Source organism: Halomonas sp. H5 (genome assembly GCF_050613175.1).
Taxonomy (GTDB): domain Bacteria; phylum Pseudomonadota; class Gammaproteobacteria; order Pseudomonadales; family Halomonadaceae; genus Bisbaumannia; species Bisbaumannia salifodinae.
The window spans coordinates 73912-88541 of the sequence record NZ_CP192510.1 but is presented as its reverse complement, the minus strand read 5'-3'; the positions used below and the strand labels follow the sequence as shown (position 1 = coordinate 88541).

Genomic DNA, 14630 nt, shown 5'->3' with positions numbered 1-14630 from the left:
TATCATGAACAAGAGTGACTCCCTGCAGGCCGAGGCCATGCCCACCCACGACGCCACCAAGGCTCCCGGCCAGGAATCCCTGGCGCCCCAGCAGACCCGGATCATGGGGCGCGCCTCTTACTTCCTGGCCTGGTTCGGCGGCTGCGTCTCCATCGGTACCTTCGCCATGGGCTCCAGCGTGGTGGGCACGCTGAACCTGATCCAGGCCACGGTGGCCATCGCCATCGGCTGCTTCGTGATCGGCATCGCCCTGGCCCTGAACGGTGCCGCCGGCTACAAGTACGGCATCCCCTTTATGGTCCAGGCCCGCGGCGCCTTCGGCTTCGCCGGCACCCGCCTGCCCGGCCTGGTGCGGGCGGTGCCGGCCATCGTCTGGTACGGCTTCCAGAGCTGGATCGGCGCCGGGGCCCTGAACATGGTCTCGGCGACCCTGTTCGGCTTCGACAACCTGATCTTCTACTTCATCACCTTCCAGTTCCTGCAGATCGGCCTGTCGGTAATGGGCTTCCAGGGCATCAAGTGGCTGGAGAATATCGGCAGCGCCTTTATCCTCGCCTCTCTGACCTATATGTTCTACGCCACGGTACAGCGCTACGGCGACGAGCTCTCCGCCAACCTGCTGACCATGGAAGGCTCCTGGGGCCTGCCGTTCTGGGGCGCCACCATGCTGTTCCTGGGCATCTACAGCACCATGATGCTCAACGTCAGCGACTACTCCCGGGAGCACAAGAAGGGCACCGGTCCTGGGCTGCTGACCACCATCTACGCCATGTCGATCCTGCCCTGCACCCTGTTCATGGGCCTGATCGGCTTCATGGTCTCCGAGGCCACCGGCACCGCCGACCCCATCCAGGTGTTCACCAATGCGGTGGACAACACCCCGCTGCTGATGGCCACCCTGCTGTTTATCGCCTTCGCCCAGGTCACCACCAATGTGCTCAACAACGTGGTGCCGCCGACCTATGTGCTGATGGACGTGTTCAAGATGAAGTTCCGCACCGCCACCATCCTGGTGGGGCTGCTGGCCTTCGCCACCTTCCCCTGGAAGCTGGTGCAACCGGATTCCGCCGCCGGCCTGCAGCTCTTCGTGCAGACCTACTCGGCCTTCCTGGGGCCGATCTTCGCCATCCTGGTAGTGGACTACTTCCTGATTCGCCGCCGCACCCTGGACCTGGGCAAGCTGTATGACGAGAACGGCCCCTACCGGGGCGTCAACTATGCGGCGCTGATCGCCACCGTCGTGGGTATCGCCGCCGCCCTGAGCTTCTCGGCCATCTCCTGGTACGCCAGCCTGATCCCCGCCGGCGTCACCTACTACCTGCTGATGCAGCACTGGGCGCCCTGCCAGCGCTTCCGCCAGTAAGCCCGGCAAGACGGACGGCTCGCCCGACCAGGTCCGGGCGAGCCGCCTCTCCCACAATGACAAATGGTGACCCCGATGAAAGAGAGCGATCTGGATATCCAGACGATCGATCCGAGCCTCTATAACAAGGATCTCGCCCCGCTGAAGCACAAGGACCGCAATTGGGGGGCCTTCGAGATCTTCAATGTGTGGTCCAACGACATCCAGAGCCTGTTCGGCTATACCCTGGCGGCCTCGCTGTTCCTGGCCTATGGCCTGAATGGCTGGGCGGTGATGACGGCGATCATCCTGGCCGGGGTGATCGTGATGTTCCTGGTCAACCTGACCGGCAAGCCCAGCGTCAAGTACGGCATCCCCTTCCCGGTAATGGTGCGGGCCAGCATGGGGGTGCGCGGCGCCAACCTGCCGGCCCTGCTGCGCGCCATCATCGGCATCTTCTGGTACGGGGTGCAGACCTACTTCGCCTCCACGGCGGTGGCGCTGCTGATCACCGCCCTGTTCGGCGCCGGTAACGGCGGCACCTTCCTGGGCCTCTCCGGGGTGGCCTGGCTGGCCTTCGTGATCGTCTGGCTGTTCCAGATCGCGATCTTCTGGCAGGGCATCGAGCGCATCAAGCACTTCCTCAACTGGGCCGGCCCGCTGGTCTATGTGGTGATGGTGGTGCTGATGATCGTGGTCTGGGTTCAGGCCGGCAGCGACTTGCTGCCCGCGGTGGGCACCATCTTCAGCGCCGATGGCGAGGATAGCGGCAGCGCCGTGGCGGCCTTCCTGGCCATCGTCGGCACCATGGTCGCCTACTTCGCCGCCGTGGTGATCAACTTCGGTGACTTCACCCGCTTCGTGAAGAGCGAGCGCCAGATGAAGCTCGGCAACCTGCTGGGCCTGCCGCTCAACGTGGCCTTCTTCTCCTTTATCGCCCTGATCATCACCGCCGGCACCCTGGTGCTGTTCGGCGAGGCGCTGACCAATCCGGCGGATATCGTCGAACGGGTCGACTCCCTGCCGCTGACCATCGTCGCCGCCCTGACCTTCTTCGCCGCCACCGTGGGCATCAACCTGGTGGCCAACTTCATTCCGCCGGCCTATGACCTGGCCAACCTCTTCCCCAGCAAGATCAGCTTCAAGGTCGGCGGCCTGATCACCGCCGGGGTGGCCTTCTTCGTCGGCGCCCTGTGGGTCTCGGTGATCAGCCAGATCGGCGTACCGGGCTTCGTCAACGCCCTCGGCGCCATCGTCGCGCCCTTCTACGGCATCATCGTGGCGGACTACTACCTGATCAAGCGCCAGCACCTGAATATGCAGGACCTCTTCTCCTCCAAGGAGGGCACCGCCTATTACTACCTCAAGGGCTGGAACCAGCGCGCCCTGATCGCCTTCGGCGGCGCGGCGCTGTTCTCGATCTCCACGGTGATCGTGCCGGCGCTCTCCGACCTCAACGGCTATGGCTGGCTGCTGGGTGCCGCCCTGGGCGGGCTCTTCTACTATGGCCTGATGCGCCGCTTCCGGGCCGCCCCGGCCATCTCCGGCGCCTGACCCGCCACCGCCCTCCGACGCCCCCCGAGCCGCCCGGCTCGGGGGGCTATTCGGCTTCCAGCGAATGCAGTACCCGGAGGGCACACCAGGCATGGTAGCCCAGCAGCAGGAGCGCGGTCGGCAGGTAGACGAACAACCAACCGGCATAGCCCTGCAGGTAGAGGATGATCGACGGGAAGACCAGCACCAGCAGGTAGAAGACGCCCCAGAACCCGTTGGCCACCGGCGCATGGTAGCGCCGGAACCAGGTCGGCCAGCCGCCGGCGATATGGAAGAGCGGCCCGCGCGCGCCGGCGGCGCGGTTGAGTACCGCCTCCAGCTCGCGCATGCGGCGCAGGTGAAAGAAGAAGATCGACTGCTTGAGCAGGTCGAAGAACATCACCAACACGATCACCAGCAGCAGGATCAGGAACCCCACGGGGGTCACCGGCTGCTCGAGACGGGCATCCAGCTCGAACAGGCGCACCACGGGGTCCCAGGCCAGCAGGGCGCCGATGGAGCCGAACAGGCGGATATCCCCCAGCGACCGGTGGATATAGTCGTTGCACACCTCGCTGAGCCGCACGTACTCCTCGTAGACCCGGCCCAGGGAGAGCGCCTCCGCCTCCTCTTCTGACGATCGCGTCACGACGGCCCCCAGCCGATGGGTTCGATCATGACCTCAGTATGGCGCGCCTCACAAGGAGGGCAATGCGCGGCTCAGCGCCCCCGGGCTTGCCCCGGCATGCCATGGCCCGGCGGATCAACGACAAAGGCCCCGGGCATCGCTGCCCGGGGCCTATTGCATGGGGGGAAGAAAGGGGGCCTCAGCCGGAGAAGATCTGGTGCAGGTCCGGGGTCTCGTCCTCCTCCTCGGTGATCGACAGGGAGGCCTCGATGGCCTTGAGGTGGCGGCTCATAAAGACCTTGGCCCGCTCGCCGTTGCCCTCCTCCAGGAAGCGAATCAGGTCGTCATGGTCATGGGACTCACAGCCCAGGTGGCCGGTATTGCCGTAGACCGCCAGGATCAACGAGGAACGCGAGCAGAGCCGCCCCACGAACTCGGCCAGGGTGGCATTGCCGGAGAGCCGCGCCAGGCGCTCGTGGAAGGCGGCGGAGAGCTTGATGGCCACGCTCTGCTCGCCGGAACGCAGCGCCTCGCGTTCGCGGCGGGCCATGTCGCGCAGCTCGCGCAGGTCGGCGGCGGTGACACGCCGCGCCACCTCGGGCATCAGGCCACACTCCACCATCTGGCGGGCATCGAAGACGTCCTTGGCTTCGTCGGCGGTGGGCCGGGTGACGCTGGCGCCACGCCGCGGGGTCAGGGTGACCAGCTGCTCCAGGGCCAGGCGCTGCAGGATCTTGCGGATGCCGGTACGGCTGACGCCGAATACCTCGGCCAGGGCGTCCTCGCGCAGCCGCGCGCCGGGCTTGAGGCGGTGCTCGATGATGGCATCGCTGATATGACGATAGATGGCATCGTGGCGCTCGGCGCCGTCGCCATTCTTGCCCAGGCGCCGCTTGGGACGCTCCCCGGCGGCGGCCGGCATCTGTTTGTGTTCCGTCATGGTCGGCGACTCTCCAGATCGACTGCCCATCATCGAGCTTCCATTGTATACGTTTTTATTCCCCACAGACGACAGGGCCCGCCAAGGGCGGGCCACCGTCTCTCGAGGCGGGGCGGTACCGGGCACCACCCTCGCTGCGGGCTCGCTTACTCGCGCCAGTCGGCGATCACGGCACGCTCCTCATCGGTCATCTGGGTCATATTGCCCAGCGGCATGTAGTTGCTGCCCACCACCTGCTTGATCTGGGCGATGCTGTTGAGGATGTTCTCGTCGCTGTCATAGGTGATCCCCGCCGGGGCCGAGTTGAAGCTGGGATGGCTCGGCTCACGGGAGTGACAGGTCACGCAACGCTCATTGATGATGCCGCTGACCTCCGCGATGCCGGACCCCTCACTGGCCACGGCCAGGTCGGTGGCCCCCGCCGGCGCGCTGCTCGGCGCCGCGACCCAGACACTGATCAGGATCAGCACCACGCCCGCCGCCGGGTAGGCCGGCTTGATCTGGCCGGAGTGCATCAGCACGAAGAACTGACGGATCAGGGCGCCGGCGAAGATGAACAGCGTCATGATCACCCAGGCCAGCTCATGGGCGTAGAGGAAGGAGTAGTGGTTGCTGATCATCAGCAGCACCACCGGCAGGGTGAAGTAGGTGTTATGCACCGAGCGCTGCTTGCCGCGCTTGCCATCGATGGGATTGGGCGTCTCGCCGGCCTTGAGCGCCTTCACCATGCGCCGCTGGCCCGGGATGATCCAGAAGAAGACGTTGGCGGACATGGTGGTGGCCATCACCGCGCCGGTCAGCAGGAAGGCGGCCCGCCCGGAGAAGATATGCACGCTCAGGTAGGCGACCACCACCATCATCACCGCCACGGCGATACTCAGGACGCCATCGCGCTCCATGTTCGGGCTGATGCGCTTGCACAGCTCGTTGTAGACCACCCAGCCACCGAGCAGGAAGAGCAGCGCCATGACATTGGCCTGCCAGCCGGTCATATTGGCGGCCCACTCCCAGGAGCTGCCCGGGTTGACCAGGTAGAAGCTGGGGTTGGCCATATACAGCAGGGTGAAGAGCGCGAAGCCCGACAGCCAGGTGGTGTAGGACTTCCAGAACGACCAGTGCAGGTCGTCGGGCAGCTTTTCCGGGCTCGTGGCGTACTTCTGGTTGTGATAGAAACCGCCACCGTGCACGGCCCACATCTCGCCGAACACGCCCTTCTTGCGACAAGCCTCGTCCTTGGGCGTCTTCAGCCCGTTATCCAGCATCACGAAGTAGATCGATTCACCGATCCAGGCGATCGCCGCGATGACGTGGAGCCATCGCAGCAGCATATTGGCAAACTCGAGGAGATACGCGTCCATAACTCAGCGCTCGCTTTGTACGGTTGTTGTAGGTCGATTCAGGGGAGCCGATCGGGATCAGCTGCCCCGGTAGGTGGAGAAGCTGTAAGGCGCCAGCAGCAGCGGCACATGGTAGTGCTCGTCCGCGTTGGCGACGCCGAAGCGCAGCGGGATGCGATCCAGGAAGCGCGGCTTGGGGCCGGGCACGCCTTCGCGATCCAGGTAGTCGCCGGCATGGAAAAGCAGCTCATATTCGCCCACGGTTAGGGCATCGCCCTCGAGGATGGGGGCATCACAGCGGCCATCGTCATTGGTCACGGCCTCGCCGATGCGCACCCGCTCATCGCCTTCGATACGGAAGACCTCGATGCGAATACCGTGGCCCGGCCGGCCCTTGGCAGAGTCCAAGACGTGGGTGGTTACGCGTCCCATGTGTCTCTCCTGTTGTGGTCATGGCACCGCGAGGCGGCGCGAGTAAGGAAAAAGGCCGGGGCTCGACAAGCGTGCTCTCGCCGGGGAACCGACCCGAAGTCTATGGTTACAGTTTTAGCCTCAAATGGAGTACATTTCAAAGAGTTTTTGTATACAGTAGATGTAGCGTATTATGGGCCCTCTGCCTCCCAAGGAGAAAACAATGAGCGACAAGACCCTGAACCCCCGTCCCAGCAGCATGGACCGCGCCACCTTCGTGGCCCAGTTCGGCGAGATCTACGAACACTCTCCCTGGGTCGCCGAGCTGACCTGGGAGGCCGGCCTGGGCGCCGAGCAGGACACCCCGGAGGGCCTGGCCGCCGCCATGGGCAAGGTGCTCGACGAGGCCAGCCCCGAGCGCCAGCTGGAGGTGGTGCGTGCCCACCCGGACCTGGCCGGCAAGGCGGCCCTGGCCGGCGAGCTCACCGATGACTCCACCAACGAGCAGGCCGGCGCCGGCCTCGACCAGTGCACCCCCGAGGAGCTGGCCCGCTTCGAGCGCCTGAACAACGCCTACAAGGAACGCTTCGGCTTCCCCTTCGTGATGGCCGTCAAGGGCAGCAACCGCCACCTGATCCTGGCCGCTTTCGAGGAGCGCCTGGAGAACAGCGCCGAAGAGGAGCGCCGCACCGTGGTGGAACAGATCAACCACATCGCCCTGTTCCGCCTCCAGGCCCGCGCCGAGCAGCAATAAGCCGACGGTACCGCCCGAAAGGTTTAGTGGAAGGGATTTCCGTTACCACGACAGGACGGCGTCGAGGGTGTATCCTAGGCGCCAGTGATCAATGCAGTTGGGTGACGGAGAGCGAGGCGTGACCGAGAGCAAACGCAAGACGGTGGGCCGCCCGGCCGGGAGCGGCAAGAGCAGCGGCGGACACAGCCAGTCGCTGGTGCGCGGCCTGAATATCCTCGAGGGGCTGGCCGCCGCCCCCATGGGCCTGGCGCTGTCCGATATCGCGCAGATCGTCGGCCTGGCCCCCTCCACCACCCACCGCCTGCTCCAGGCCCTGCACCAGCAGGGCTTTATCACCCAGGACACCGAGCTGGGCCTGTGGAAGGTGGGGGTCAAGACCTTCCAGATCGGCAATACCTTCCTCGAGGCCCGCGACTTCGTGGCCACCGCCCGCCCCTTCCTGCGTCGCCTCACCGAGGAGAGCGGCGAGTCCGCCAACCTGGGCATCCGCGACGACGGCATGGCGGTGTTCCTGGCCCAGAGCGAGTCGCCGCAGATGATGCGCATGATCACCCGCCTCGGCTCCCGGGCCCCCATGCACGCCTCCGGGGTCGGCAAGGCGCTGCTGGCCTGGCTGCCGGACAAGGAGGTGGAGCGCATCCTCCAGGCCCGCGGCCTGCCCCGGGTCACCGCCAGCACCATCGATACCCCGGCGCGGCTGCGCGAGGCCCTGGCGGAGATTCGCCGCCAGGGCTACGCCTGCGACCGGGAGGAACACGCCGTCGGCCTGCATTGCGTGGCGGCGACCATCCATGACGAGCAGGGCAATGCCCTGGCGGGCATCTCGGTCTCCGGCCCGGTGGCGCGGATTCCCGAGTCGCGCCTGGCGGAGCTGGGCGGCCTGGTCAGCCGTGCGGCGCGGGAGATTACCGCGCAGATCGGTGGCAAGCAGCCCAGTCCCGAGGCGTTTTGACCTTGGCGCCGGGGAGATTACCGCCCTCTCCATCAGACCTCGGCGGCAAGCAGCCCAGCCCCGAGGCGTTTTGACCTTGGCGCCGGGGAGATCACCGCCCTCTCCATCAAACCTCGGTGGCAAGCAGCCCAGCCCCGAGGCGTTCTAAGCGCCTCCGAGGGGAGATCACCGCCCTCTCCATCAGACCTCGGCGGCAAGCAGCCCAGTCCCGAGGCGTTTTAGCCTCATCGCCGGACCGGTATGATGTGAGCAGCCCAACCAACAAAAAGGCCGACCCTCTCGAGGGTCGGCCTTTTTGTTGGGCGGTAGCGACGCTAGTAGAGCAGTTGGGGCAGGAAGAGCACGATGCCCGGGAACACCAGCACCAGCAGCGCCCGTGCCATGCCGGCGAACCAGAAGGGCGTCACCCCACGGAAGATGGTCCCCGTCGAGACGTCCGGCAATACCGCCCGCAGCACGAAGACGTTCATCCCCACCGGCGGCGTGATCAGGCTGATCTCGATGACGATCACCACCAGGATGCCGAACCACACCAGGTCGAAGCCCAGCCCCGCCACCACCGGGAAGAACACCGGCACGGTGAGCAGCATCATCGACATGCTCTCGAACACGCAGCCCAGCAACACATAGATCGCCAGGATCACCAGGATCACCATGAAGGGCGCCACCTCCAGGCCGTTGACGAAGGCCAGCAGGTCATTGGGCAAGCCGGCGCGGTTGATGAAGTTGGCGAAGATCAGCGCCGTCAGCACCACCGCGAAGAGCATCGCCGTGGTGCGCACCGTGTCCATCAGCACGTTCATCACGATCTGCGGCGTCAGTGCCCGGCGCAGCAGGGCGATCACGAAGGCGCCCATGGCGCCGATCCCCGCCGCCTCGGTGGGGGTGAACACGCCCAGGTAGATGCCGCCGATCACCAGCACGAACAGCGCCAGGGTGCTGCCCACGCTCTTCAGCGCCTTGATCCGCTCCGCCCAGGGCACCCGCTCCGCCGCCGGCCCGGCACTCGGGTCGCGCCACAGCACCCACTTCACCGCCAGCAGGTAGAGCACGATGCCCAGGATGCCGGGAATAAAGCCCGCCGCGAACAGCTCGCGAATGCTGGTCTCGGTGAGGATGCCGTAGATCACCAGCATCACGCTGGGCGGAATCAGGATCCCCAGGGTGCCGCCGGCGGCGATGGCCGCCGAGGCCAGCGAGTCCCGGTAGCCGTACTTGCGCATCTGCGGCATGGCCACCCGCCCCATGGTGGCGGCGGTGGCCAGGCTCGAGCCGCAGATGGCGCTGAAGCCGCCGCAGGCGACGATGGTGGCCATCGCCTGACCGCCCTTGCGGTGCCCCAGGAAACCGTTGGAGGCCCGGAACAGGGCGTCCGACAGTCCGGCATGGGAGACGAAGTTGCCCATCAGGATAAACAGCGGAATCACCGACAGGCCATAGTTCATGGCGGTGTCCACCACCCGCCGCGCGGCCATCGCCTCGGCGGCATTCCAGTTGCCGGTGAGGTAGTAGAAACCCACGAAGCCGACGAGGCCCATGGCGAAGGCCAGCGGCAGGCGCAGGAAGACCAGCAGCAGCAGCGCCGCGAAGCCATAGAGTGCCTCGATCATGCCGAATCCTCCTTATCGGACCCATCGCCCTCGGGGCTCAGCGGCCCGCCGCGCTCGATGATCCGCAGCCCCTCGAGCAGGTAACCCAGGGCGCGCATCGCCAGCAGCAGGGTCGAGGCGCCCAGCATCAGCGCCATCAGGTAAATCAGGTAGCCGATGGGAATGCGCAGGAACTCGGTGACGTCACCCCAGGCGAAGGCCCGCTCGCCCAGCGCCCAGACCCGACCGGTCATTACCCACAGGGCCGCGGCGCAGACGCCGTTGACCACCAGCTGGCGGAACCAGATCAGCCCCCTGGGGAAGACCGCGTCCAGCAGGTCGACGCTGATATGCGCCTCCCGCCAGCACACCACCGGCAGCGACAGGAAGACCACCGCCGCCAGCATCAACTGGGTCAGCTCCACGGTGCCAAGGATGGGACTATTGAAGAAGTAGCGGCCGGTGACATCGGCGGTGGTCAGCAGCATCAGGGCGAAGAGGGTGGCGCCCGCCACCCCCTCCAGGCCTCGCTGCATCACCAGGCCGAGACGCGCCGCGCGGGTCGCCAGGGTCTGCATAATATGCTCCGTTTACTCGGCCGCCACGATGGTAGCGGGCACCAGGGCGGCCACGCCCTCTTCCTCGGCGGCGGCATCCAGCTGCTCGTGGAAGTAGGCCATGGCGGCCCGGGCATCGACGCCACGGCTCTCGGTGACCGTCTCGGCCCACGCCTCGACCAGGCTGTCGCTGATGCCACTCAGGGTCTCGAGGTCCTCGCCACCCAGGTCGGTGAAGGTATGCCCCTGCTCCTCGGCGAAGGCCACGCCGCGCACGTCCACGGTATCGAACATGTAGCCGAACAGCCGCGACAGCCGCTCGCCGGAGACCGCCTCGATGGCCGCCCGATCCTCGGCGGAGACCCGGTCCCAGATCATCGGGTTGACCACGATGGTGAAGCTGCCGCGATAGAAGCCGCCATCCACCCTGAGGGTATGCGGGAAGACCTCGGCGACGCGGAAGCTGCGCAGGCCCTCCGGCACCAGCATGGCGCCGTCGATGACCCCCTGGGAGCCCGCCTCGTAGACGCCGGTGGGCGGCAGGGCCACACCGGTCAGCTCCAGGGCAGTGGAGAGATCGCCCATGACGCCACCGCCGACGCGGATGCGTTCGCCGCGCAGGTCATCCAGGGTCTCGTACTGCTCGCGGCTGAAGATCCAGCCCGGGCCATGCACCCCGGCGGCCACCACGTCGACGCCGCGATGCTCGCCGGCCTCGGCCAGGTACTCCTGGTGGGTGCGCCAGTAAGCGGCGGAGGCATCCTCGGAAGAGAACTCCTCGAAGGTGGGGAATTCGGGCAGCTTGGTCAGCTCGAAGCGCCCGGTGTTATAGCCATGGAAGACCCAGGTGGCATCGGCGATGCCGTCGGCCACCATCTCCATCTGGGAGGCGGGCGGGCCCATGTCGTGGACCACGTCCAGGGTCACGCGGCCCTCGGTGGCCTCCTCGATCCAGGCCTTCCAGGTGGGCCAGACGATGGTGTTGATGCCATGGTTGGGGCCGGCCCAGGTGCTGACGGTAATGGTGGTCTGGGCCAGGGCCGAGGTGCTCAGGGATGCGGCGGCCAGGGCGCCGATCATCAGGCTGGTGGTCTTCTTGTACATGGTCACTCCCTCCGTCGCCACCGGGCGGCGGCATGGTTTGCTGTTATTGGATAGGGCGCGGGACGACTCCGCCACGTGATACGTTTTTTTATCTTTTTATCGTTTATGGGAAACACGTCAGGCATACCATGCCGGCCGGCCACCGTCGGCGCAATGGCAGCGTGACAAATGGCGCATAAGACATAGGTATAACCGGAAAAAGAACCTTTAATATCATTCGATTATATCATTATTAGCAGGCGAATTAGTTTCTCTGGCCAGCCCTGATATAGCCACAGGATCACAGACCATCACACTGCCTAAACATCGACCCACCGGATGAAGCATCAAATAAATCACCTTTATCGCGATCATTCTCGTATCACTTCCTTGGCTTCAGAAAAGAAGACCAATCCCTATCTCGTCCGCCGAACCCCATACCAGCTCGAACGACCGAGGGTCCTACCCAGCCACAATAGCCACGAAACATATCGAGGCAGTCAGTCACCGGTATCACGTCATCGCTAGCCGATACGTTCCAGTTGGCGTTCCAGCTTGCCCATGGCATTAAAGAGGTCGCGGTACTCCCCGGCGCTCAGGGTCGCCACCAGCTCCGCTTCCCAGGCCCGGGCCTGGGGCACCAGTTCGGCCAGCAGTGCCTGCCCGGCCTCAGTGAGGCGCAGGTAATGCAGGCGCTGATCCGACGAGCAGGGCGTGCGGTCGATCAGGCCCCGCTCCACCAGGGCCTGCACCGCCCGGGAGACCCGCGCCTTGTCCATCTGGGTCGCCTCGCGGATCTGCGTGGCGGTCAGCACATCGCGATGGCTGAGCCAGGCCAGCACCCGCCATTGAGAGACATTGAGCCCATAGCGCGCCTCATACCGGCGCGCCAGGGCCTGACTGATGCGCTCCGCCAGGCTATTGAGCCGGTAAGGCAGGAACTGACGCAGGTCCAGCTCCGCCTTGTCCGACGAGGCCTCTCGGGTCGACTCGGCGACCATCACGCCTCCTTGATAGAGCAGCCGGGACAGGAGCGGCACGATGCCCGGGAACACCAGGCCAACAGCGCCGCGTAGCCATGGAGTGCCGCGATCATGCCGACTCCGCCTTGTCGACCCAGTTGCAAGATCCGACCGACGGCGGCCAGGGGGATGGGTGTCATGATCATGCCTCCCGGCCCTTAGTGGGCCACGACCCGGGCTGCGATGCCCTCGGCCTCGGCGGCCCGGGCAAGCTGCTCGTGGAAGTGTTCGAGGGCCACCTCCGACTCGATGCCCCGCTCGGCGACATCCGCCGACCAGGTCGCGATCAGCTCGGCGGTGATCTCCTGCAGCCGCGCGATACCGGCCTCGTCCAGGGCCTGGGTGGCCTGGCCCTGCTCCTCGCCGAAGGCCACGCCGCGCTCGTCGGAGACATCCATCATGTAACCGAACAGCCGCGAGAGATGCTCGCCGGAGACCGATTCGATGGCCTGGCGATCCTCGGCGGAGACCCGCTCCCAGAACATGGGATTGACCACGATGGCGAAGCTGCCGCGATAGAAGCCGCCGTCCACCGTCAGGGTATGGGGCGCCACCTCGGCGACCCGGAAGCTGCGCAGGCTCTCCAGGGTCAGCATGGCGCCATCCACCACCCCCTGGGAGGTCGCCTCGTAGACGCCGGTGGGCGGCAGGGCCACCCCGGTGACGCCCAGGGCCTCCGCCAGGCCGCTCATCACCCCGCCGCCGACCCGCAGCCGCAGGCCCGCCAGGCCGTCGAGATCGGCCACGGCGTCGCGGGTAAAGACCTGCCCCGGGCCATGCACCCCCATGGCGACCACGTCCACGCCGCGGTGCTCATCGGCCTGGGCCAGGTGTTCCCGGTGGGTATGCCAGTAGGCGGCGGAGGCGTCCTCGGAGGAGAAGGTCTCGAAGGTGGGAAATTCCGGTAACTGGGTGGCCAGGAAGCGGCCGGCCATATGGGCATGGAAGATCCAGCTGGCATCGGCGATACCGTCGGCGACGATATCCATCTGGGAGGCGGGCGGGCCCATGTCGTGGACCACGTCCAGGGTCACACGGCCCTCGGTGGCCTCCTCGATCCAGGCCTTCCAGGTGGGCCAGACGATGGTGTTGACGCCGTGGTTGGGGCCACCCCAGGTGCTGACGGTGAGGGTGGTCTGGGCCAGGGCCGGAGCGCTCAGGCAGAGGGCGGCGGCGGCGCCCAGCAGCAGGCGGGTGGCGTGATGCATGGTCGAGTTCCTCGTCGTGGGGCCGACGCTCGCGGCATCGACATCATTGTTATGCGTTATCGGCGACACCTTGCCCGCATATTGGTATCACGCGCAACCATTTTCCCGTAAAGGATCGACTAGACTTAAGTCTAGCCATTCATTAACCGACTGATTTATCGAAGCCCACGGCAAAAACCGGACTCTGAAGGAGGGAATCGGTGCAGAGACGGCTGGACAATAAGTTTCAATAGAAACTATTATCCCGACACACCAACGACAAGGCGCCGTTCCCCTGCGGCCCCGACCGAGCGGAGGAATCATGAGCAAGAAGTTCGCATCCCACGCCGATACCGAAGAGAAGCAGGTCAGCTTCACCCGGCTCGCCGACGGCCTCTATGCCTATACCGCCGAGGGCGACCCCAACACCGGCATCATCATCGGCGACGACAGCGTCATGGTGGTGGACACCCAGGCCACGCCGATCATGGCCCAGGACGTGATCCGCCGGATCCGCGAGGTCACCGACCTGCCCATCAAGCATGTGGTGATGAGCCACTACCACGCGGTACGGGTGCTGGGCGCCTCCGCCTACGAGGCCGAGAACATCTATGCCAGCCGCAACACCTATGAGCTGATCAAGGAGCGGGGCCAGCAGGACTACGAGTCCGAGGTGGGTCGCTTCCCGCGCCTCTTCCAGGGCGTCGACTCGGTGCCCGGCCTGACCTGGCCGAACATCGTCTTCGAACGCGAGCTGACCGTCTTCATGGGCAGCCGCGAGGTGCGCATCATGCACCTGGGCAAGGGTCACACCAGGGGCGACACCGTGGTCTGGCTGCCCGAGGAGAAGGTGCTCTTCTCCGGCGACCAGGTGGAGTACGGCGCCACCCCCTACAGCGGCGACGCCTACCACGAGGAGTGGCCGGCCACCCTCGACAAGCTGCTGGCCCTGGAGCCCGAGCAGTTGGTGCCGGGCCGCGGCGACGCCCTGACCACCCCGGCGCTGTGCCGTGAAGCCATCGAGGGCACCCGCGACTTCCTGCTGACCATGTACAACAGCGTCAAGGCGGGCAAGGCCGCCGGCAAGTCGCTCTCCGAGTGCTATGCCGAGACCTACGCACTGATGAAGCCCAAGTACGGCCACTGGGTGATCTTCGATCACTGCCTGCCCTTCGATATCACCCGCTGCTATGACGAGGCCGGTGGCGAGTACCCGGACCCGCGCATCTGGACCGCCGAGCGCGACCAGGAGATGTGGCACTCCCTGCAGGAAGTGGTCGAAAACCAGTAAGTCC

Annotated in this window: 14 protein-coding genes; 5 read left to right on the top strand and 9 right to left on the bottom strand. The window is 65.8% G+C overall.

Annotated elements, in window-relative coordinates; all coding sequences use genetic code 11:
* Window positions 1–4: 4 nt before the first annotated feature.
* Window positions 5–1363, top strand: a complete 1359-nt coding sequence (locus ACQ1W9_RS00395; protein WP_431024809.1) for an NCS1 family transporter — start codon at window positions 5–7, stop codon at window positions 1361–1363.
* 75 nt (window positions 1364–1438) lie between these two features.
* Window positions 1439–2896, top strand: coding sequence for an NCS1 family nucleobase:cation symporter-1 (locus ACQ1W9_RS00390; RefSeq protein WP_431024808.1), 1458 nt, complete (start codon window positions 1439–1441; stop codon window positions 2894–2896).
* Window positions 2897–2942: 46 nt separating this feature from the next.
* Here ACQ1W9_RS00390 and ACQ1W9_RS00385 read toward each other — a convergent pair whose 3' ends face one another.
* The 4 genes from ACQ1W9_RS00385 to uraH form a co-directional block, all read right to left on the bottom strand.
* A complete protein-coding gene (locus ACQ1W9_RS00385) occupies window positions 2943–3524 on the bottom strand; it encodes a hypothetical protein (protein WP_431024807.1) in 582 nt (193 codons plus the stop codon).
* 178 nt (window positions 3525–3702) lie between these two features.
* Window positions 3703–4425, bottom strand: a complete 723-nt coding sequence (locus tag ACQ1W9_RS00380) for a GntR family transcriptional regulator (RefSeq protein ID WP_431026389.1) — start codon at window positions 4423–4425, stop codon at window positions 3703–3705.
* Between the two features lie 164 nt (window positions 4426–4589).
* Window positions 4590–5801, bottom strand: a complete 1212-nt coding sequence (locus ACQ1W9_RS00375) for a urate hydroxylase PuuD (RefSeq protein WP_431024806.1) — start codon at window positions 5799–5801, stop codon at window positions 4590–4592.
* Window positions 5802–5858: 57 nt separating this feature from the next.
* Entirely contained in the window at window positions 5859–6212 is a 354-nt protein-coding gene (uraH, locus tag ACQ1W9_RS00370) for a hydroxyisourate hydrolase (RefSeq protein ID WP_346060918.1), read from the bottom strand.
* Window positions 6213–6414: 202 nt separating this feature from the next.
* On the opposite strand from uraH, the gene uraD reads away from it, so the two are divergent.
* Together uraD and ACQ1W9_RS00360 are read left to right on the top strand one after the other, a co-directional pair.
* Window positions 6415–6945: a 2-oxo-4-hydroxy-4-carboxy-5-ureidoimidazoline decarboxylase gene (gene uraD, locus ACQ1W9_RS00365; RefSeq protein WP_431024805.1), complete on the top strand. Its 531-nt coding sequence runs from the start codon at window positions 6415–6417 to the stop codon at window positions 6943–6945.
* Between the two features lie 118 nt (window positions 6946–7063).
* Entirely contained in the window at window positions 7064–7897 is an 834-nt protein-coding gene (locus tag ACQ1W9_RS00360; protein WP_195860447.1) for an IclR family transcriptional regulator, read from the top strand.
* Window positions 7898–8211: 314 nt separating this feature from the next.
* Here the strand turns inward: ACQ1W9_RS00360 and ACQ1W9_RS00355 are convergent, their stop codons facing one another.
* The 5 genes from ACQ1W9_RS00355 to ACQ1W9_RS00335 all read right to left on the bottom strand — a co-directional run bounded on the left by ACQ1W9_RS00355 (window position 8212) and on the right by ACQ1W9_RS00335 (window position 13356).
* A complete protein-coding gene (locus ACQ1W9_RS00355; RefSeq protein ID WP_431024804.1) occupies window positions 8212–9507 on the bottom strand; it encodes a TRAP transporter large permease in 1296 nt (431 codons plus the stop codon).
* Window positions 9504–10064, bottom strand: a complete 561-nt coding sequence (locus ACQ1W9_RS00350) for a TRAP transporter small permease (RefSeq protein WP_431024803.1) — start codon at window positions 10062–10064, stop codon at window positions 9504–9506. Before ACQ1W9_RS00350 ends, ACQ1W9_RS00355 begins: the two co-directional genes overlap by 4 nt.
* A 12-nt stretch (window positions 10065–10076) precedes the next feature.
* On the bottom strand, window positions 10077–11147 hold the full coding sequence (locus tag ACQ1W9_RS00345) for a TRAP transporter substrate-binding protein (RefSeq protein WP_431024802.1): 1071 nt from the start codon (window positions 11145–11147) through the stop codon (window positions 10077–10079).
* A gap of 503 nt (window positions 11148–11650) precedes the next feature.
* On the bottom strand, window positions 11651–12127 hold the full coding sequence (locus tag ACQ1W9_RS00340) for a MarR family winged helix-turn-helix transcriptional regulator (protein WP_431026388.1): 477 nt from the start codon (window positions 12125–12127) through the stop codon (window positions 11651–11653).
* 179 nt (window positions 12128–12306) lie between these two features.
* The gene (locus ACQ1W9_RS00335) at window positions 12307–13356 is read right to left on the bottom strand and encodes a TRAP transporter substrate-binding protein (RefSeq protein WP_431024801.1); all 1050 of its coding nucleotides are present in this window, start codon (window positions 13354–13356) and stop codon (window positions 12307–12309) included.
* 301 nt (window positions 13357–13657) lie between these two features.
* Here ACQ1W9_RS00335 and ACQ1W9_RS00330 point away from each other — a divergent pair, with 301 nt between their 5' ends.
* The gene (locus ACQ1W9_RS00330; RefSeq protein ID WP_431024800.1) at window positions 13658–14626 is read left to right on the top strand and encodes an MBL fold metallo-hydrolase; all 969 of its coding nucleotides are present in this window, start codon (window positions 13658–13660) and stop codon (window positions 14624–14626) included.
* Window positions 14627–14630 lie beyond the last annotated feature (4 nt).

Bases quoted from the DNA above. Each gene is read 5' to 3' on its own strand.
- ACQ1W9_RS00390 (WP_431024808.1), top strand. From the start codon at position 1,439: ATGAAAGAGAGCGATCTGGATATCCAGACGATCGATCCGAGCCTCTAT.
- ACQ1W9_RS00380 (WP_431026389.1), bottom strand. From the start codon at position 4,425: ATGCCGGCCGCCGCCGGGGAGCGTCCCAAGCGGCGCCTGGGCAAGAAT.
- ACQ1W9_RS00335 (WP_431024801.1), bottom strand. From the start codon at position 13,356: ATGCATCACGCCACCCGCCTGCTGCTGGGCGCCGCCGCCGCCCTCTGC.
- ACQ1W9_RS00395 (WP_431024809.1), top strand. From the start codon at position 5: ATGAACAAGAGTGACTCCCTGCAGGCCGAGGCCATGCCCACCCACGAC.
- ACQ1W9_RS00355 (WP_431024804.1), bottom strand. From the start codon at position 9,507: ATGATCGAGGCACTCTATGGCTTCGCGGCGCTGCTGCTGCTGGTCTTC.
- ACQ1W9_RS00330 (WP_431024800.1), top strand. From the start codon at position 13,658: ATGAGCAAGAAGTTCGCATCCCACGCCGATACCGAAGAGAAGCAGGTC.
- uraH (WP_346060918.1), bottom strand. From the start codon at position 6,212: ATGGGACGCGTAACCACCCACGTCTTGGACTCTGCCAAGGGCCGGCCG.
- ACQ1W9_RS00375 (WP_431024806.1), bottom strand. From the start codon at position 5,801: ATGGACGCGTATCTCCTCGAGTTTGCCAATATGCTGCTGCGATGGCTC.
- ACQ1W9_RS00340 (WP_431026388.1), bottom strand. From the start codon at position 12,127: ATGGTCGCCGAGTCGACCCGAGAGGCCTCGTCGGACAAGGCGGAGCTG.
- uraD (WP_431024805.1), top strand. From the start codon at position 6,415: ATGAGCGACAAGACCCTGAACCCCCGTCCCAGCAGCATGGACCGCGCC.
- ACQ1W9_RS00350 (WP_431024803.1), bottom strand. From the start codon at position 10,064: ATGCAGACCCTGGCGACCCGCGCGGCGCGTCTCGGCCTGGTGATGCAG.
- ACQ1W9_RS00345 (WP_431024802.1), bottom strand. From the start codon at position 11,147: ATGTACAAGAAGACCACCAGCCTGATGATCGGCGCCCTGGCCGCCGCA.